This is a genomic window from Marinoscillum sp. MHG1-6 (assembly GCF_024714475.1).
Taxonomy (GTDB): Bacteria; Bacteroidota; Bacteroidia; order Cytophagales; family Cyclobacteriaceae; genus JAMZMI01.
Map to the genome: position 1 here is coordinate 89,029 of NZ_JAMZMI010000001.1, position 19,252 is coordinate 108,280.

Genomic DNA, 19,252 nt, shown 5'->3' on the forward strand with positions numbered 1-19,252 from the left:
TTCATCACAAAAAGAAAACCCCACGCCTTTCGGCTGCGGGGCTTCCAACTTCAATCAGCATCTGCTTATTTAATTCCATCCACCGCCAAGTGCACGGTAGATATTCACTTTAGCATTCATTTGTTTCATCTTCGTTTCTATTAAATCAAACTTGGATTCAAGGGCATCCCGCTGGGTAAGGAGCACCTCCATATAATCCGCTCTGGCCGACTTAAAAAGCGTATTTGATATATCCACAGATTGCGTCAACGCCTCAACCTGTCTTGCCGTTAAATCATAGCTTTTCTGAAGATTTTGAATATTCGACAATTGATTAACAACTTCAATGTACGCGTTAAGCACTGTCCTTTGATAATCGTATGCTGCCTGTACCTGTTTAGCATTGGCATTGAAATAGGCCGCTTTGATCGCCTTTCGGTTCACCAGTGGCGCCATCAAGTCTCCTCCCAGGTAGTAGAGCATAGATTCTGGGGTGTTCAACAAGAACTTGGGATTGAATGCCTGATAACCAATGCCTGCTGTAATGCCCAATGACGGATAGAAATTTGCTTTAGCCACCTTAATATCCAATTTGGACGCCTGCAACTCAAGTTCAGCTTGCCTGATATCCGGACGGTTCTGCAACAGTTGAGAAGGAACACCAAACTGAACACTATCAGTTGCCAATTCACTAAAAACATCATAGTCTCGGGCTATTGGTTGAGGAAATCGACCAATAAGAAAATTGATCCTATTCTCAGTTTCTACAATCAGCTGTTGGAAATCATACTGCAGGCTCATGGTATTAAGCACCTGGGCCTCAAACCTTCTAACGGCGAGCTCGGTCACTCTTGCAGATTGCTTTTGCAACTTCACAATTTCCAGTGCATTCCGCTGAATCTCAATATTCTGCTTTACGATCGCCAACTGATTGTCCAATGCCAACAATTCATAGTAGGAATTTGCAATCTCCGCCACCAAATTGGTTACCATAAAATTCCTGCCATCAACCGAAGACAGGTATCTCTTATAGGCCGATTTTTTTGCTGTGCGAAGTTTTCGCCATATATCTACTTCCCAATTGGCAAAAGCCCCAATCATATAATCCGAAAATGGCTCGGGGAACTCCTCACCAGGCCTAATTTCATTATTGGCTTCCAACGCACCATTTCTGGTATAACGACCAACCTTGTCAACCTGAACTTCCGCGCCAATACCCACCGAGGGTAAATACTCTCCTTTTCTCGCCTGGACTTCATTTCGGGAAATTTCAATTTCCTGCAACATAATATTCAGCTCCTGATTATTACTTAGAGCTGTATCAATCAACGCAGTCAGATAAGGATCAGTAAAGTATTCCTTCCACTTCATTTCCGCGATATTGGAAGTATCCTGCGAGTCATTATAACCCACAGGTACTTCCGTGTTCACCGCGTGTTCAACTAAAGTTGGAGTGCAAGCTGAAAAGCTCAGTGCTAAACAGCCGACCCCAAGGCATTTAAATATTATTTTTTCAAACATGACTTAATTCTTTCTTCAGTTAGACAGGTCATCACTATCCGAGTGGAATTGGTCTTTGTGTCTTTCATGCCAAATCCTATCCCTCTCTTTTATGTTTTCTACATACTCCTCTGACAACGGCTCAATCTGCTCATCAATAATGAGGCTCTTACCTTCGATTAATTTGCCGAATGCGTAATACAATCCCGGGATGATAATAACCCCGAAAACTGTTCCGAGAAGCATACCCCCCATGGCAGATGACCCAATCGTCTTGTTACCAACGGCACCGGCTCCATGAGAAATCACCAACGGTATCAATCCTGCAATAAATGCAAATGATGTCATCAAGATAGGTCGGAACCTTACCCTTGCTCCCTCAATGGCGGCATCAAAAATGGAGGCTCCCTGCTGATGCTTCTGAACTGCAAATTCGACGATCAAAACAGCATTTTTTCCTAATAAACCTACCAGCATAATCAGACCAACCTGAGCATACACATCATTTGCCAGTCCCATCATTTTAAGCATCATAAAAGATCCAAAAACCCCTATTGGGAGAGAGAATATTACTGCAAGTGGCAAAAGAAAGCTTTCGTACTGACCCGCTAGTACAAGGTAGACGAAAATCAGAACCACGATGAAAATGTAAAGAGCCTCATTCCCACGACCGGCTTCATCATAGGACAGGTCTTCCCATGCGATATCATAGCCTCTTGGCAGAGTTTGCTCAGCCACCTCACGAATGGCAGCAATGGCATCTCCAGTCGTATACCCCCGTGCTGGCAACCCTCGAATAGAAGCCGAATTATACAAATTGTACCTTGTGATCTCATTCGGTCCTTGTCTTTTGATCACCTTCATGAAGGAAGAATATGGCACCATTTCGCCTCTTTCGTTTTTAACGAAAAGCTCTTCCAGATCCGACGGATACCTTCTGTATTCAGGCCCGGATTGCACATAAACTTTGAAAAAGCGTCCAAATCGAATGAAACCTTGTTCATAGGTACTTCCAATAAGTATATTCAGGTTTTCCATGGCTTTTCCGATAGATACACCTTTCTGCATAGCCACCTGATTGTCTATCTCCAGTTCATATTGCGGATAATTGGCTGCATAGAAGGTGAACAATCCTGTCATCTCCTCACGCTCGCGCAATGCATCCATGAAATTATTGTTGATCCTCTCAAACTCATGGTAGTCTGTTGAGTTCGTTTTATCCAACAACCTCATCGAAAATCCTCCGGAAGAGCCAAATCCCGGAACGGCTGGCGGCTCAAAGAATTCCACAATAGCTCCCAGATCGCGTGTTTTCTCTTCCAGTTCCTCCATGATTTCATGAACTGAATGTTCACGGTCTGCCCAGTTTTTTAGGTTGATCAGACAGGTGCCGGCGTTGGAACCCCGACCTTCAGTCATGATCTCATATCCTGCAAGAGCGGATACCGACTCAATCCCTTCGACCTCCTCGCATATTGCCTGAAGCTCCAGCGCCACCTGGTTGGTACGCTCCAATGTAGCTCCCGGAGGTGTTTGAATGATGGCATAGATGGTTCCCTGGTCTTCATTCGGTATGAACCCGGAAGGAAGCACCTGATTTTCAAAAAATATCCCAGCGCCAAAAAGTGCCAACATCCCGAATGTGACTACTCGCCTGTTCACGATTAATTTTAATAAGCCAACGTATCTGCCTGTAAGCTTCTCGAACCCGTTGTTGAACTTGTCCAGGAATCCCTTCATCAGCGAACTTTTACGCTTCTTGCCATGATCGCTTTTGAGCAACATAGCACAAAGCACCGGAGTAAGCGTAAGCGCCACGATGGCAGAAAGGATGATCGAACTGGCCATTGTAATGGAGAATTGTCGATAAAATGTTCCCACCGGACCAGGCATAAAAGCAATTGGAATAAACACTGATACCATCACAAGGGTAATGGCGATGATTGCCCCACTGATCTCTCCCATCACTTGCTTCACTGCGTTGTATGCGGAAAGGTTCTTCTCATGCATTTTGGCATGTACAGCCTCCACAACCACAATGGCATCATCCACCACAATACCAATCGCTAAAACCAGGGCAAACAATGTGATCAGGTTGATGGATAGACCAAACAATTGCAACACAAAAAACGCCCCAATCAAGGATACCGGAACGGCAATGATTGGAATCAAGGTAGAGCGCCAGTCCCCAAGGAATAAGAAAACAACGATAGCCACGAGGATAAAGGCATCCCTCAACGTGTGGGTCACCTGCTCAATAGAAGCATCCAGGAAATGGGATACATCATAACTGATCTTGTAATCCATTCCCGGAGGAAAGTCATCCTCCATTACTTTCAATTGGGCCTTGACCTCTTCGATAACCTGTGAGGCATTACTTCCTACGGTCTGCTTGAGAACGATAGAAGCCGCTGGATAGCCATCCAGGTTGGAATAGATATCAAAAAATTCACTACCCAACTCTACCTCTGCAATATCCTTTAGGTGAATGTTCTGACCTTCTTCATTCGCCCTGATAATAATATTTTCGTACTGCTCAGGTTTATTGTATCGCTCCTGATACACCAGGACATACTCAAGTGATTGGGCCTGTTTTCCTGAACTCCTACCCAATCTACCAGGCCTACCGATGATACTCTGTTCCATCATGGCTTCCATCACCTCCTCAGCGGAAATCCTGTAGGCACGCATTCGGTCAGGCTTCAGCCAAACCCTCATCGCAAACTGTCTACTACCCAGGATTTGTGCCCGGGCGATCCCTTTGATCCGCTGGATTTCCGGGATCATGTTGACATTGGCGTAGTTGTAGAGGAATTTCTCATCGTCATCCTTATTGGTACTGTAAAGATTGACGTACATCAACATACTCGGCTGAATAGGGGTAATAATCACCCCTTCTCGTTGCACCAAAGGCGGCAACAATGGCATCACCTGATCCACCCTTGTTTTTACGCGGACCACCGCCTGATTCGGATCAGTTCCCGGTTCAAAAATGACACGAATGGTTGCCTCTCCGGCACTTGTAGCATCCGATGATATATACCTCATCCCCTGAACACCATTGATGGCTCTTTCAAGTGGAATAAGTGTCGAATTAACCAGTACCTCCGCATTGGACCCCGGATAGGCAATGAAAATATTCACCGTGGTAGGGGCAATCTGCGGGAATTGAGAAATAGGTAAATTTTTAATTGCTAAAGATCCCGTGAATAGAAGAATGACCGAAATGACTATCGCCAATACGGGTCTATGTATTATTCTACTGAAAAACATTTTTCTACTTTTTAAAGGTGAATAATATTACTCAGCACGGAGATCGAGCTGCGAAATCGCTACCTCCGGATCCAAAAAGTCGTAGGAAATATGATCGCTGTCTTTCACCTTTCGCAGACCCTCTAGCAAAATCTTATCAGATTCCTTTAAGCCTGCCTTTACTTCATAGAGATGAGGTAATTCAGCTCCCACAACGATCTGTCTCGAATGTATCACGTTGTCTTCTCCAACCACAAATACGTACTTCTTATCAAGAATTTCGAAAGTGGCTTTCTGCGGAATAATTAACGCATTTTTCAACGGTGCGGAAACAAGTACATTACCAGTTTCTCCATGCCTCAAGAGACCCTTAGGATTAGGGAAAGTGGCACGAAAAGCAATATTTCCTGTCTCGTTGTTAAAATCTGCTTCGATGGTATTAACCTCACCGGTATAGCCAAATAGCTTATTATTCGCCATCATCAGCTTCACTATCAATGCACTATCCTGTGTCACCTTGATTTTATAGTCCAGGTACTCTGCCTCAGGTACGTTGAAGTACACCCACATCTCATGGTTATCAGAAAGGGTAGTCAGTAACTCTCCTTCTTCAACCAAACTTCCCAATCTGACATGGAAGTGGTCCATGATCCCATCGAAAGGAGCTCTCACTTGAGTAAAATCTAAATGAACCTGAGCCAGGGCCAACTCAGCTTTGGCCTTATCCAGCTTTGCTTTTGCAAGGGCTAATTCATTGGGTGCTACCACATTACTTTCAGCAAGGCGCTTGGTATTTTGATATTCGATATCCGCAAAATTCGCCTCGGCCTCAGCACGTTGTAGCTCGGCTTGATACAGCCTTGGCATGATTTGGAACATCAGTTGCCCCTTCTTGATGAATTGCCCTTCATCAACATAAATTTTTTCCAAATACCCTCGTTCCAGGGCTCTTAATTCAATGTGCTGAACAGAATGGATCTGACAGACATAATTTCTAATAATGGTGGTGTCCTTTTTCAAAGGACTCGTTACCATGAAATTTGAAGCAGCCTCATGATGTTCCTTGTGCGAGTTACAGCTTGTATAGCTTAACATGATACACAATCCCATGAGCGTAATGATCTTGTTCATTATTATTTTACTTTCTTAAAAAAAATACGTAGTATGAGTGTTTTTCAGTGTTCTTAGGGACACCGGAGCGCAAATCGCTCGTACGTTATAGCTTAACGAATGAGGGTCGGGCTATTTAATCTCTAGCCCACTGTTTGGGTACTATATCCTGAAAATGCCGTAGATGACATTAAGTGATTTCTCAGGACTAAAGGCAAAAAAAGTGCTGTGATGCTTTCGAATTGAAAGGCTCTTTGAAATATATCGGAAAAAATCGCCGGAAAGGTCAGAATAATAACCCGAACTTAAGTAGGTGCTTCCACCGATCTTTTGTTTAGAGGATGCACGCTCCCTTTCACGTTCATCTTTCTCCTCCTTTTCTTCTTCATTTTCGGCTGCCCCGGAATCTGAACTACTGCTTTTCTTCTCGTGGACAGGCGTCTTTAGGACTAAACTCTCAACATCTGATGAAAACGTCGCATCATCCGCATCAATTTGAGATACAATTGGTGATTGGGAATCCTGATCAGCATGGGCAAAAAGATGACTGCTGCCGACGAGCAGGAAAAGGTAAAAGGGAAGAAAAAATCTAATGATTAGTCCTTTCATCAGGATGCAAACTTATACAAAGTTCAATTCAAGGGCAAAAATGAAATATTGCCCATTGGTTAAGCTTCTATTACAAAGCTATAAAGGTGTACACGTAATACTTGTATCTTGTTTTTATGTATTGGACGAACTGAGGTCTTTTAGGGACTAATAGTGATAATTAGTCGGCCACTTCTAATCTCGCTCCGACACTCTTGATGCCCGGAAGACTATCCATTCTCATGTACTGCTGAAAAGAGATTTTATACTTTCCCGCATATGGAAACTCATAAGTAGACAGGATTTTATCCCTGTTATCAAATAAATCCCCCAGACCATCACCCAGTGGCTCACCGGTTTTTGGATGGAAAAGATCGATATTTGCGAGATCAGAAACTAACTCTTTACCTGTAGAATCCCTTAGGTAGTATCGATAGTACAAGTTGTAAAAATGGTAATCTGATTGCTGAGTAATATTTGCGTAAAGATTGTAGCGCGATGTAGCGTCAGGAACCTCAAACTCAAAAGACTTGAGTGAATCTACATACCAAAACTCCCCCACGATCTCTTGATTTTCTTCATAAACCCTTTTCGGATCGCAAGAAAAAAGCACTGCTAGCAGTGCAATTAAAGTCAGATACCTCATTTCTGATTATTCTGGTTTTGGTTGCCTGGTTTTTTAAAGTTTTGATTACCGCGATTACGGTTTTTTCTTTTTTTCTTCTTTTTCTTTCGCGAGGATGAAAATTTCTTATCCATAGCTTCAAGGTCGCTATTCAGAGCACCCGATTCTTTCTCCTGCTCTTCCTTATCTGTGACAAGGCTATCCGGCTTTTTGCCCTCTTTATTCATAGCCAAAATATGGTTGACCCGATCAATGTCAACAGCATACCAGCTATTTTCTCCATCATAGCCAAACCACATGGTCTTCCTGAAAATATCCGTTTTTTGCAGCTTAGCTGCTCCTTTTTCAGTCAGTAGAGGTCTATCGACTTTAGGAATGTCCTTGAGTGCCTCCATGTAGGTATCCAGCTCATAGTTGAGACAACACTTAAGCCTGCCACATTGCCCTGAAAGTTTTCCTGGATTGAGGGAAAGATTCTGATACCTCGCAGCCTGGGTACCTACAGTTTTGAATTCACTTAGCCAGGTTGAGCAACACAACTCCCTGCCGCAAGCACCAATTCCTCCCAGTCGAGAGGCTTCCTGCCTAAGGCTGATTTGTCGCATTTCAACTCTAATCTTAAACTCAGAAGCCAGTTTTTTGATGAGTTCCCTGAAGTCGACCCGATCATCCGCAGAATAAAAGAATGTGGCTTTTGTATTGTCGGCCTGAAACTCAACATCGGTGAGTTTCATACTCAATTGTAAATCTTCAATAATCTGACGGGTACGATACAAAGTCGGCATCTCCCGGTTCTTTGTTTCACGATACTTTTCAATATCTCTCTGGGAGGCAATACGATAGACTTTCCTGACCTCGTCATTATCCTTTACCCCTTTCTTTTTCATTTGAAGGCGTACAAGTTCTCCCTGAAGCGAAACGTGGCCAAGGTGGTGTCCATTAGGAACATCTACAATCACCGCATCACCCGTTGTAAGGTCAAGATTATCTGAATTTCTGAAAAATTCCTTGTGGCCATTTTTGAAGCGTACTTCAATAACATCGTAGCTCGCCTCTATTGGATGCTCCATGTGTTGCAACCAGTCAAATACATTCAGCTTGTTGCAGCCTCCAGAGCTACAACCGCCGTTGTTTTGACAGCCTTTTACCTCGCCATCAGCACCAGTAACACCACACGATGCACATCCCATCTTCTTTCTTTAGTATTATTCCTTCTTGAAAATCTATCAAATATACTCAAGAGTGCGAAGTATCCTACTGACCTAGTCGCTGTAGGTCAAATCCAATATCCTTACGATAATTTTTACCTTCCCATTCAATCAAATCCACTCCTGAATAACTTCTATTGAGAGCCTCTCCCATGTTCTTACCCAGTCCCGTAACCGCAATCACTCGCCCTCCATTGGTAACCAACGTATCATTTTTGATCGCAGTTCCGGCATGAAATGGAATTGAACCTTTCACGTCCTTCTTGAAGCTTATTTCTCGACCCTTTTCATAATCTCCCGGATATCCTCCGGAAACCATTACCACCGTCGTGGCTGTAAATGGCTCAAGCTCCAATTTTACTTCATTCAATCTGCCTTCTGCAGCAGCAATCAATACTTCGAGTAGATCTGATTTGATCCTGGGCATTACGACCTCCGTTTCAGGGTCTCCCATCCTCACATTGTACTCAATCACCTCAGGCTCACCGGAGTTGTTCATCAAGCCAAAGAAAATAAATCCACAGTAATCCATTCCCTCAGACTCAATCCCTTTTACTGTAGGCTTGATCACCTTTTCCACTACCTTATTCATGAACTGCTTATCAGCAAAGATCACCGGGCTTACTGCCCCCATTCCACCAGTATTAGGTCCCTCGTCGCCTTCACCGATTCTCTTATAGTCTTTTGCCTCCGGGAGTACCACGAAGTCCTTCCCGTCTGTCAATACAAAAACCGATAGCTCGATTCCTGATAAAAACTCTTCGATAAGTACCCTTGCACTGGCATCTCCAAATCGCTTATTGAGAATTAGATCATCAAGGTTGGCTTTTGCCTCACTCAGATCCTCTGTAATCAGTACCCCTTTACCGGCGGCCAGGCCATCTGCCTTCAGAACATAAGGCGGCTTTAGTTCTTCCAGAAACTGATAACCTTCCCGAATGTTTGAACTGTCAAATGTCTTTGCCTTGGCTGTTGGAACTCCATATTTCGTCATGAAGTCCTTAGAAAACTCCTTACTACCCTCCAGCTTCGCGGCCGCCTGAGCCGGACCAATCACCAACACGCCTTTGGTCTCTTCATTGGTTTTGAGATCATCAACCATACCATTCACCAATGGTTCCTCCGGACCCACTACGACCAGTCCAATTTCATAGTCTACCACCGCCTTTCTGACAGCTGAGAAATCTTTGACATTGATATCAAGGTTAATGGCAATTTCCTTTGTACCTCCATTTCCGGGAGCCACGTATATTTTTTCGCAAAGAGGACTTTGCTTGATTTTCCAGGTGATGGCATGCTCTCTTCCTCCAGAGCCTATGATTAGTACGTTCATCAAATTCTTTTTTGCATAAAAAAACCGCCCAAAATTAGACGGTCTGAATTTATTAATCTAAGAAATCACTGCTTAATGCGCATACTCGGACATGAACTTGATACGCATGAGCCGAACTTCATCTTCGCTGTAGAATTCTCCGAGTTCTTCCATCGCTACTTTGATACTATCCGTCTCCGCATTGAGGAAGTAATCATACAAATCATCCTGACGCTCATCATCCAGAACATGGTCGATGTAATAATCCAGGTTCAGCTTCGTACCTCCGTAGCAGATATTTTCGATTTCCTTAATCAGGTCTTCGTATTTCATATCCTTGGCCTCTGCTATCTCATCAAGATCCATTTGCTTGTCAATCTGCTGAATGATAAAGATCTTGTTCTTAGACTTCATCCCCGAACTCTTTACCAGTACGTCAGAAGCAGTAATGATGTCATTTTCATCTACATATTTTTCGATGAGTTCTAAGAAAGGCTTACCAAATTTTCTTGCTTTACTTTCACCAACCCCAACAATTTTGATCAGATCGTCTATCGTAGTAGGGTATAAGGTGGCCATTTCTTCCATGGACGGATCCTGAAAAATCACATATGGGGGAAGATCCATTTTCTTGGCTACTTCCTTGCGCAGGTGCTTAATCATATCAAACAGCACCTTATCATAGGCTTTGGTATTAACTACCTCTCTTTCTATCTCTTCCTCCTCGCCCTCAGATTCATATTCATGATCTTTGAAAAGCTCAACTACATAAGGGTCAATTAAAAATTTCTCGCCTTTATCGGTAACCTTGAAAACCCCGGGGTTGTCTATGTCTTTTTCAATAAAATCATTCAGGAGCGTCTGCCTAATTACAGACTTCCAATGGTGATCATCCATATGATCGCCTTTGGCAAAAACCTCCAGCTTGTCGTGACTGTAGCTCTTTACATGTTCAGATTTAATACCCCTTAATACCTCAGATACATGGTTGAGGTTAAAGCGCTGTCCTGTCTGAACCACCGCTTTAATCACCTTTTTCACATCCTCTGTCCCATCAAAGGTCTCCTGATGATGCTGGCAATTATCACAAGCCTCGCAATTTTCCACATTGTATTCTTCACCAAAATAGTGAAGTAGCTGTTTGCGTCGGCATACAGCTGATTCAGCGTAAAGGGACATTTCCTCCAATAGGAACTTGGAATTTTCACGTTCCGAAACAGCCTTATCCTTACTAAATTTCTCCAGCTTAATAATGTCATTGTAGCTGTAGAGCATAATACACTTTCCTTCCAGGCCATCTCTACCTGCACGACCTGTCTCCTGGTAATAACCCTCTATAGATTTAGGAGCATCGTAATGCACAACAAATCTTACATCAGGTTTATCAATACCCATTCCGAAGGCAATGGTTGCTACAATTACGTCAATATCTTCATTGAGGAATCCGTCCTGGTTGGCCATTCTTACATTGGCATCCAATCCGGCATGATAGGGAGCCACCTTCACACCATTCACTTTAAGCAATTCAGCGATTTCCTCTACCTTCTTCCGGCTCAGGCAGTACACAATCCCTGACTCCCCCTTATGCTCCTTCACAATTCTTATGAGCTGCTTTTTAGCCTGTTTCTTGGGCTTGACCTCATAAATGAGGTTGGTTCGATTGAAGGAGGACTGAAAGATATTCGCACCCTCCATTGCAAGGTTCCTCTGAATATCCAGCTGAACTTTGGGAGTGGCAGTAGCCGTGAGTGCTACAAGTGGAATATCTCCAAAGGTTCCGATAATACTTTTGATCTTCCTGTACTCAGGACGGAAATCATGACCCCATTCAGAAATACAATGAGCCTCATCTACCGCCACAAAAGAGATCTCCGCTTCTTTTAAAAAGTTAATGTTATCCTCCTTGGTCAATGACTCAGGGGCTACATATAGAAGCTTTACGTCCCCGGCTAAAGTCTCTCGCTTCACCCGGTTCATCTCGGTTTTATTCAATGTGGAGTTGAGAAACCTCGCATTGATCCCTACGGCATTCATTTGATCGACTTGATTTTTCATCAAGGCGATCAACGGAGAAATGACGATGGCCGTTCCTCCTTTCATGATGGCTGGTAACTGGTAGCACAGAGATTTCCCTGCTCCGGTAGGCATGATCACGAAGGTGTTCTTACCTTCCATTACATTTTCGATAATCGCTTCCTGATTACCTCGGAAGTTATCGTACCCAAACACGCGCTTCAACGTGTCTTTGAGTCTGGTGGCTGTATTGGTGTCCATCAACATAATACTGATGTTCTGAACTATAAATTAATAAAAATTGACATCAAGGTGATCATTTGGCGGCACTTAAATTGCCCATGATCAATTAATTTCCTGATAAGTAGCGGGGAATACCTAAAGGCATATATTTGTAACGAATTTACATTCAAATTCTTCAAAAATCATCCTGATTCGATAAAAATCACATTAATGAATAAAAACATCCACGTGGTTATAATGGCTGGTGGGACAGGAACCCGCTTTTGGCCATATAGCAGAAATAACAAACCCAAGCAATTTTTAGATGTGTTAGGCACAGGCCGGTCATTAATGCAAATGACCTACGATAGATTTAAATCGATTGTTCCTGACGAAAACGTCTGGGTAGTATCAAATATGATCTATGAGGATTTGTTGGATGAGCAGTTGCCCGAATTATCAAAAGACCACATTCTCCTTGAGCCTTGTAAGAGAAACACGGCTCCCTGCATCGCTTATGCAGCCTATAAAATCAGGGAGAAAAACCCTAATGCCATCATGGTGGTACTTCCCTCGGATCATGTGATCTTTAACGAGGAAGCGTTCATTACTTCCATAAAATCCGCAGTGGATGGTTGCGATGACGAAAAACTGATAACAATTGGCATACAGCCTAACAGACCGGAAACCGGATATGGGTACATCCAATTCGATAGTGATCACGACGATGTGATCAAACCGGTGAAAACCTTCACCGAAAAACCGGAACTTGAGCTGGCAAAGCAGTTTCTCGAAAGTGGGGATTTCGTGTGGAATGCAGGGATTTTCGTGTGGTCAGTAAAAGCGGTGATCAAAGCTCTTGAGCAATACCAACCGGTTTTGTCAAAAGCCTTTTCGGATGGATCAGGAAAATACTTCTCGGAAGAGGAAAAAACATTTATTGCTCATGCCTATGCTACTTCCAAAAGCATCTCTGTGGATTATGCTATCATGGAAAAATCAGATCATGTCAACGTGGTCCTCGGAGATTTTGGCTGGTCCGATCTGGGTTCCTGGAATGCATTACATGAAATCAAGGACAAGGACGAACACGACAATGTCATTGAGGCCGATGTGCTAACCTATGATTGTAAGGACAACTATATCCTCAGCAAAAACAAGCGACTCGTTGTAACTCAGGGAATGGAAGGTTATCTGGTTGCAGACTTTGAAGATGTGTTGCTTATCTGTAAAAAAGAGGATTCAGGGATCTTCCGTGACTTTGTGCACGATGTGAAACTGTCAAAAGGAGATAAATTTATTTGATATTATACTCCAGTCGTTGGTTAGCAGCCTCATATAGCATCATGGCTGCAGCCGCCGACACGTTAAGCGAGGCAATTTGACCAGTCATCGGTATCTGCATCACTTCATCACTAAGACTGAGTATCTCTGGAGATACTCCTTCTTCCTCATTTCCCATAACAATGACACAAGGAAGGGTGAAGTCAGCCTCTTTCATCAGTTGCTTTCCCTTTTCTGAACAAGAGATCACTTGTAGTCCGGAGTCCTGAAGGAAACGAAGCGAGTCCATCAAATTTCTCTCTCTGCATACAGGCAGGAAGTTCAAGGCTCCCGCTGAAGTCTTCACGGCATCCGCGTTAATCTGAGCACCATTTTTTGTAGGGATCACAATCGCATGTGCACCCATGCATTCGGCAGAACGTGCAATTGCACCAAAGTTTCGAACATCAGTAATCCGATCCAACATCAGTATCATTGGAGTAAGCCCTTGCTCAAAAAGTCCGGGTAAAACCTGATCCAGCTTATGATATTGCACAGGAGATACCAGGGCCACAGCACCCTGATGATTCTTGCGTGTAAATCGATTGATCTTCTCAATTGGGACTGTGGACACCGGAATTGTTCTTTCATGAGCTAGATTCAGCAGCTCCTTGATAAGGTCTCCTTTTAAACCCTTTTGAACAAAAACCTTTTCAAGATCCTTGCCCGCCTGGATTGTTTCGATTATTGCACGAATTCCGTAAATCAGATTCTCTAACTGCTTTGCCATGTCAACCGTTTCTTATTTCCCCCACGCGATCATACCATTGATTTTCGTATTTGATATCGCGTTTGAGTGAATAAATGAGGGGTGCAAAGAGAGTTGAAATTCTGATGAATTCAAACTCAATGCCGCTGGTGTATTTCCATATTTCTATTCCTTTATCCCGGGTAACAAAATCCGGCTTACCGTAAACAATATAAATCATCCCCCGATCCGTTTTCCACCCCGCTTTATAGTCCGTAAATAATTCATTGCTCTCCTGAACCATATTATAAAAACTCCTGATCGCTCCTTTGGCTCTGAACTTCGTTCCATAGGTATTGATCCAAAACTTTTCAAAGGAAATCTTGGGGTTTGAGAAAGGTTGGTGAAGTGATTTGTTTTCCTCAGAAGTAGTGATGTATTGAAGAGGTCCTAAAAGATCATCCAGTTTCTTTGTTTTAGGAAAATAGAATGGCACCTTAAGCAGCGTTATTCCAGTCTGATCCAGCGAATCCCCCTGAAATAAATAAAAATGATCCTGTTCCAGGCTATCCAACCCTTTATTAAACACATAGGAGCTATCAATTGATAAGGTCGGAGAAAGAGGTTTCATGGCTCCCATTGGCGGATCTGCTCCTAAGAATTCCTGATCATATTCATAAACGTGAAAAGTAGTGTTTGACGCCCCATGAAATTGAACACCAGTATTTGATACATAATTGGAAATGATTGGTAAGCTGTCCTCGTTTATCGGATAAAAATCCGGGTATCCAAGTGGGGAAAATAGTGGGATGTCAAAAAAGAGATCGCCTCCCGAAGGATCCGAGAAAGCAATGATCAGCAATTTTCCCTTTACCTCTCGATCAAACTTCAACCTCACCATATTTTTCTTAGGCTCAGAAAATAAGGTATCAACGGTGTAAGAGCTCAGGGTATCATGCGCCTCTGTGTTATAGGCATTTTGCAATAACAACATGGTCCCATATTGCTTGTTAACCTGAGTTTTTGTCTTACAAAAAAGGATCATGGAGCTGTCATTCTGCACAACTCTAAATTCAAATCGAACGAGGGCGTTCACGTCATAATGATACTCCAGGTTAATTTTGGTTAGATCCAGGGCGTAGAGCTTTCCAACGATCAAAAAAATAAGACCACAAAGGTAGATTTTGAGTGTTTGCCGCATAGCTAGAAAAGTTAACCATAATTTGGTTTCTTTGTCGAAAAAAAGAATGAGCGTATATACCACCGAAATCGCTTCTGACCAAATTCCATCTGATAATCCAATACATCAGAGATTATTGAAAGCTTATCATGTGGCCATCCCATTCATTCAGGGGGACCTACTTGAGCTTGGATGTGGAGAAGGACGCGGTGTCGAGTTGCTGGCTCCCAAAGCCACGAGTTACCTGGGCCTTGATAAAATTCAGGGTGTCATTGACCATTTGTCTGAAAAATACCCACAATATCAATTCGAAAGCAGTGTTTTTCCTCCTTTCAAACTACCAGACAATAGCTTTGACACGATCGTAACCTTTCAGGTAATCGAGCACATCAAGGAAGACGCCCTTTTCCTTGAAGAAATTCATCGTGTCCTAAAGCCTGGAGGAACCGCACTGATTTCAACCCCAAACAATAAGCAAACCCTCTCAAGAAACCCCTGGCACGAACGTGAATATATTGCTGAAGAGTTGACTGCTCTGGCTTCAAAATATTTTGATCATGTGGAAATGAAAGGGATTGGTATGAGCGAGCGAATGACTGAATATCATGAACAAAACCGCGTTTCTGTAAATAAAATCATGCGATGGGATGTACTTGATCTTCAGCACCGATTGCCTGCAGCCTTGCTAAGATTGCCTTATGAGTTTTTGAATAGAAGAAATAGAAATAAACTTCAAAACCAGTCGAACGATCTGGTTCTAAGCATTAATCAGGATGATTTCTATTTAAATGATGTAGATGACCAAAACGTTGATCTATTCTTGATCGTAAAAAAGTAAACAAAGGATTTTTTTGAGAGTTGAAAAATTTGGACCTTTCTAAAATTTCAATAAATCATGTCTTACTTAAATCTTCACCTCGAACTCAACCAGCTACTCAGTGACTTTCATATTTACTATCAAAACACTCGTGGATTTCACTGGAATATTAAAGGAAAACGGTTCTTTGAACTTCACACAAAATTCGAGGAACTCTATACTGAAGCATTCACCACTATTGACGAGCTAGCTGAGCATCTGCTATCCATCGGGGGCGAGCCACTTCATTGCTTTTCAGACTATTTGAAGACCAGTACGCTGATGGAGTATCAAAACCTGTCAGAAGACACCGAAATAGTCAAAGCATTATTACTACAGCTTCAATCGCTGATCAAACAAGAAAATAAGGTAAAAGACATGGCGGCGGAGTTGGGAGATAAGGAAACAGAGGATATGATGATTGCGCTGGTCAATTCGCATCAGAAAAATATCTGGATGTTCAACGCCTGGCTGACGCATTAAGAGAAATATTTGTCATACCAGTTTTGGAAAACTAATAGTGACCAGACCTGTACGTGAATGTCACCTGGATCAAATGAATACAACTTTTGCCTTATCCTTTTTACCTCATTCCATTCAAAAACACCCTGCTCTCTGATTTTTTCTTCATCGAACACCATTTCATTGAGTTTTCCCTTCAATTCCCTTTTAAACCAGTCTAATAAAGGGACCTCAAATCCATGCTTCGGTCGAGTATACAGTTTTGCAGGCAGGTAATCTTTAAAAGTTTCACGAAGGATTTTTTTCTTGCCTGACTCCGATATTTTAAAACTTCCCGGCATATTAAAAGCCAACTCCACAACTGCAGGATCAAGAAACGGCACCCTTACCTCCAGACTATTCGCCATAGACATACGATCCACCTTGGTAAGCATGTCACCCTCCAACACCAGTTGAGAATCAGTAAGTAATACCTCATTGATGTCCTCAGAACGTATATTCTTCAGGATTTCACCTTTTATCGCCGCAAGTCGTACAGGATCCGATGACTGATCACTGGTAAGCAGCCTTGATATTTTTTGATCTTCAACAAAACTGGCCAGAAACCAATACTTATCTGCATGGCTGAGATTAAGTAGCCGAGCGTATTTATCCAGTTTTCGGATGGTATCCGCAAAGGCCGTATAGCGGGATTTTGGTAATACCTTCCACAAGCCTGAAGCTGCTGACACAACCCAATTTGACTTGCTTTTTTGATGACTTAGCAGCCACGCACTGTGCTTGTTATATCCACTAAAGAGCTCATCAGCACCGTCCCCAGACAAGGCGACCGTAACATGCTCCCTTGTTTTTCTACTTAATATAGAGACCGGAAGTGCGGAAGAATCTGCAAAAGGCTCATCAATGTAGTCCAAAACTCCCTGAACTTCCTGAAGCAGATCATCATTCGTCAAACTAAAAGTGTGGTGGTCAGTGTGGTATTTTTTTGCCACCAGTTCAGCATAGGCTGTCTCATCAAAGTACTTATTATCCCTAAACCCAATGCTGTAAGTTTTAAGGTCCTTTATTTGTTCAGAGGCCAGGGCTACAATGATAGACGAGTCAATCCCTCCACTCAGGAACGCGCCAAGAGGGACATCAGAAACTAATCTATCATGGACTGATTGGCGCAGCGCTCTTTCCAACTGATTTTTCGCCGCATCAAAATCCTGAATAGCAGGCTTTTCCCGATAAGGGACGCTATAATAAGCTTCCGTTAAAGCCTCACCATTTTCAATGGACAACGAATGTCCGGGTCGTAGTTTTTGTACGCCTTTGAAAATAGTATGCGGGGCAGGAATATAGGTGAGTTGAAAATAAAGATGTAACGACTCTTTATCTAATTCCTTCGGCACACCGAAGGCCATCAGGGACTTCAATTCTGAAGCAAATAGCACCCTATTCTCATCTGCATGGTAATAGAAGGGTTTAATGCCATAACGATCCCTGGCCGCAAACAGGCGCTTTGCTTCTGCATCGTAGATGGCAAATGCAAAAAAACCATTCAGTCTTTCAACACATTGCTTTCCCCAAATAATATAGGCATATAGCAGAACCTCTGTATCTGACGTTGTGGTAAACGAAACCCCTTGATCTGATAGCTCTTTTTTGAGCTCTCGAAAATTATATACCTCACCATTGAAAACGATGGTGTATCTGCCTGTGGAATCTTTCATTGGCTGGTTCGCCGCTTCGGAAGTATCTATAATGGAAAGCCTTCTGTGACCTAAGCCTACTACCTCGTCAAACCACGTCTGATGAGCATCTGGCCCGCGTTTTGCAAGGATCCTTGTAGCTTCCTCCAAATGGATGAGGTGCATCCGGCCAATTGGATTAAAAGCAAAAATTCCCGTTATCCCACACATATTGGCTTAAATTTATGTTGTAAAAATCATTTGAACAGTTAATCGATCTTGATAGTGGACAAACGCCTTTTACTTATCTTCTTAGCTTTTATCATATGTACCGCCAGTATAGCACAAACCAAACGCAAGCAGAAAAAAATTGACAAGGTCATAGAGCAGGCCCGGGCCTATATTGGGACACCTTATGTATATGGTGGAACATCCACAAGTGGATTGGATTGTTCTGGTCTGATCTTTAATTGCTATAGAGCTATTGATATAAGACTTCCACGTACAGCTGAGGAGCAATCAAAAATCGGAAACACCAAAAGCTGGGGGTCCATTCGCCCCGGTGACCTGGTCTATTTTAAATTCAAGGAGAAACGAAACAAGTGGTATCATAGCGGACTCATCACAGCAGTGAACGGAGACGATATCAAATTCATTCATGCCTCGTCTTCCAGGGGAGTAGTGGAGTCCAGTTTGAATACCGACTACTACAAAAGCAATGTGAAAAAATTTAAAAGAGTGATAAAATAGCAATACTTCACTCTTAAATTATCTCAACATTCACCCAATGAATAAGATTGTCTTATTAAAAACCGGAGTCCTGAATCCAACCTGGGCTCGAATTATCTTTTGTGGAATCTCCGCTTTTTACCTCTATGTGGGTTGGAACAAATTCACTAATCAGGAAGGGTTATTTGAAAGCCTTTTCTTTGTAGCAGGGGATCTCTTTTTTCTCTTCTATGCTGTGGTCATCCTTTCTAATACCAGTATCACTCCGAGATTTGAGATCAGAGATAATCAAGTCATCATGAGAAAGACCCTTTTCAGCAATACGGTAATTCTTGGTTTGCAGGAAGTCAGGAAAATTAATCTAGGATCCTACAGAATCGATTTTGAACTATCGACAGGTAACGAGGTCTTCGAGTTCAGAAGTAATGATAAAGTCTCTATCAATTTAAAAAACGCCTTAAGAGAAGTTGGTGATAAATTCGATATTCCTGTGAAGGAGGTGTCCTTCAAATGAAAAAAGCCAATCCCTTCG

Annotated in this window: 16 protein-coding genes; 5 read left to right on the top strand and 11 right to left on the bottom strand. The window is 42.7% G+C overall.

Features of this window, described 5'->3' with window-relative positions:
* Positions 1-69: 69 nt before the first annotated feature.
* From NXR94_RS00385 to recQ, 8 genes are all read right to left on the bottom strand, one after another.
* Positions 70-1,500 (bottom strand): TolC family protein, encoded by a 1,431-nt coding sequence (locus tag NXR94_RS00385; protein WP_258102570.1) that lies wholly within the window; start codon positions 1,498-1,500, stop codon positions 70-72.
* 15 nt (positions 1,501-1,515) lie between these two features.
* Positions 1,516-4,752, bottom strand: a complete 3,237-nt coding sequence (locus NXR94_RS00390; RefSeq protein ID WP_258102571.1) for an efflux RND transporter permease subunit — start codon at positions 4,750-4,752, stop codon at positions 1,516-1,518.
* Positions 4,753-4,779: 27 nt separating this feature from the next.
* The gene (locus NXR94_RS00395) at positions 4,780-5,862 is read right to left on the bottom strand and encodes an efflux RND transporter periplasmic adaptor subunit (protein WP_258102572.1); all 1,083 of its coding nucleotides are present in this window, start codon (positions 5,860-5,862) and stop codon (positions 4,780-4,782) included.
* Positions 5,863-6,003: 141 nt separating this feature from the next.
* Entirely contained in the window at positions 6,004-6,450 is a 447-nt protein-coding gene (locus NXR94_RS00400) for a hypothetical protein (RefSeq protein ID WP_258102573.1), read from the bottom strand.
* Between the two features lie 160 nt (positions 6,451-6,610).
* Complete coding sequence (locus NXR94_RS00405) at positions 6,611-7,075, bottom strand: gliding motility lipoprotein GldH (protein ID WP_258102574.1); 465 nt, start codon at positions 7,073-7,075, stop codon at positions 6,611-6,613.
* The gene (locus NXR94_RS00410; RefSeq protein ID WP_258102575.1) at positions 7,072-8,244 is read right to left on the bottom strand and encodes a regulatory iron-sulfur-containing complex subunit RicT; all 1,173 of its coding nucleotides are present in this window, start codon (positions 8,242-8,244) and stop codon (positions 7,072-7,074) included. Before NXR94_RS00410 ends, NXR94_RS00405 begins: the two co-directional genes overlap by 4 nt.
* 64 nt (positions 8,245-8,308) lie before the next feature.
* Entirely contained in the window at positions 8,309-9,595 is a 1,287-nt protein-coding gene (purD, locus tag NXR94_RS00415; RefSeq protein WP_258102576.1) for a phosphoribosylamine--glycine ligase, read from the bottom strand.
* A 72-nt stretch (positions 9,596-9,667) separates the two neighbouring features.
* Entirely contained in the window at positions 9,668-11,848 is a 2,181-nt protein-coding gene (recQ, locus tag NXR94_RS00420; RefSeq protein WP_258102577.1) for a DNA helicase RecQ, read from the bottom strand.
* Positions 11,849-12,040: 192 nt separating this feature from the next.
* Here recQ and NXR94_RS00425 point away from each other — a divergent pair, with 192 nt between their 5' ends.
* Positions 12,041-13,114 carry a mannose-1-phosphate guanylyltransferase gene (locus tag NXR94_RS00425; protein WP_258102578.1) on the top strand — a complete coding sequence of 358 codons (1,074 nt, stop codon included), beginning with the start codon at positions 12,041-12,043 and terminating at the stop codon, positions 13,112-13,114.
* On the opposite strand, the gene rlmB is transcribed toward NXR94_RS00425, so the two are convergent.
* Both rlmB and NXR94_RS00435 read right to left on the bottom strand, forming a co-directional pair.
* Positions 13,107-13,862, bottom strand: a complete 756-nt coding sequence (rlmB, locus tag NXR94_RS00430; RefSeq protein WP_258102579.1) for a 23S rRNA (guanosine(2251)-2'-O)-methyltransferase RlmB — start codon at positions 13,860-13,862, stop codon at positions 13,107-13,109. The genes NXR94_RS00425 and rlmB overlap by 8 nt on opposite strands.
* A 1-nt stretch (position 13,863) precedes the next feature.
* Positions 13,864-15,021 carry a GWxTD domain-containing protein gene (locus NXR94_RS00435; protein WP_258102580.1) on the bottom strand — a complete coding sequence of 386 codons (1,158 nt, stop codon included), beginning with the start codon at positions 15,019-15,021 and terminating at the stop codon, positions 13,864-13,866.
* A 46-nt stretch (positions 15,022-15,067) separates the two neighbouring features.
* On the opposite strand from NXR94_RS00435, the gene NXR94_RS00440 reads away from it, so the two are divergent.
* The gene (locus NXR94_RS00440; protein WP_258102581.1) at positions 15,068-15,838 is read left to right on the top strand and encodes a class I SAM-dependent methyltransferase; all 771 of its coding nucleotides are present in this window, start codon (positions 15,068-15,070) and stop codon (positions 15,836-15,838) included.
* A gap of 57 nt (positions 15,839-15,895) precedes the next feature.
* Entirely contained in the window at positions 15,896-16,339 is a 444-nt protein-coding gene (locus NXR94_RS00445; protein ID WP_258102582.1) for a Dps family protein, read from the top strand.
* On the opposite strand, the gene asnB is transcribed toward NXR94_RS00445, so the two are convergent.
* The gene (asnB, locus tag NXR94_RS00450) at positions 16,336-18,222 is read right to left on the bottom strand and encodes an asparagine synthase (glutamine-hydrolyzing) (RefSeq protein WP_258102583.1); all 1,887 of its coding nucleotides are present in this window, start codon (positions 18,220-18,222) and stop codon (positions 16,336-16,338) included. The genes NXR94_RS00445 and asnB overlap by 4 nt on opposite strands.
* 54 nt (positions 18,223-18,276) lie before the next feature.
* Here asnB and NXR94_RS00455 point away from each other — a divergent pair, with 54 nt between their 5' ends.
* Positions 18,277-18,741, top strand: a complete 465-nt coding sequence (locus NXR94_RS00455; RefSeq protein ID WP_258102584.1) for a C40 family peptidase — start codon at positions 18,277-18,279, stop codon at positions 18,739-18,741.
* Between the two features lie 37 nt (positions 18,742-18,778).
* Positions 18,779-19,234, top strand: coding sequence for a hypothetical protein (locus tag NXR94_RS00460; protein WP_258102585.1), 456 nt, complete (start codon positions 18,779-18,781; stop codon positions 19,232-19,234).
* Positions 19,235-19,252 lie beyond the last annotated feature (18 nt).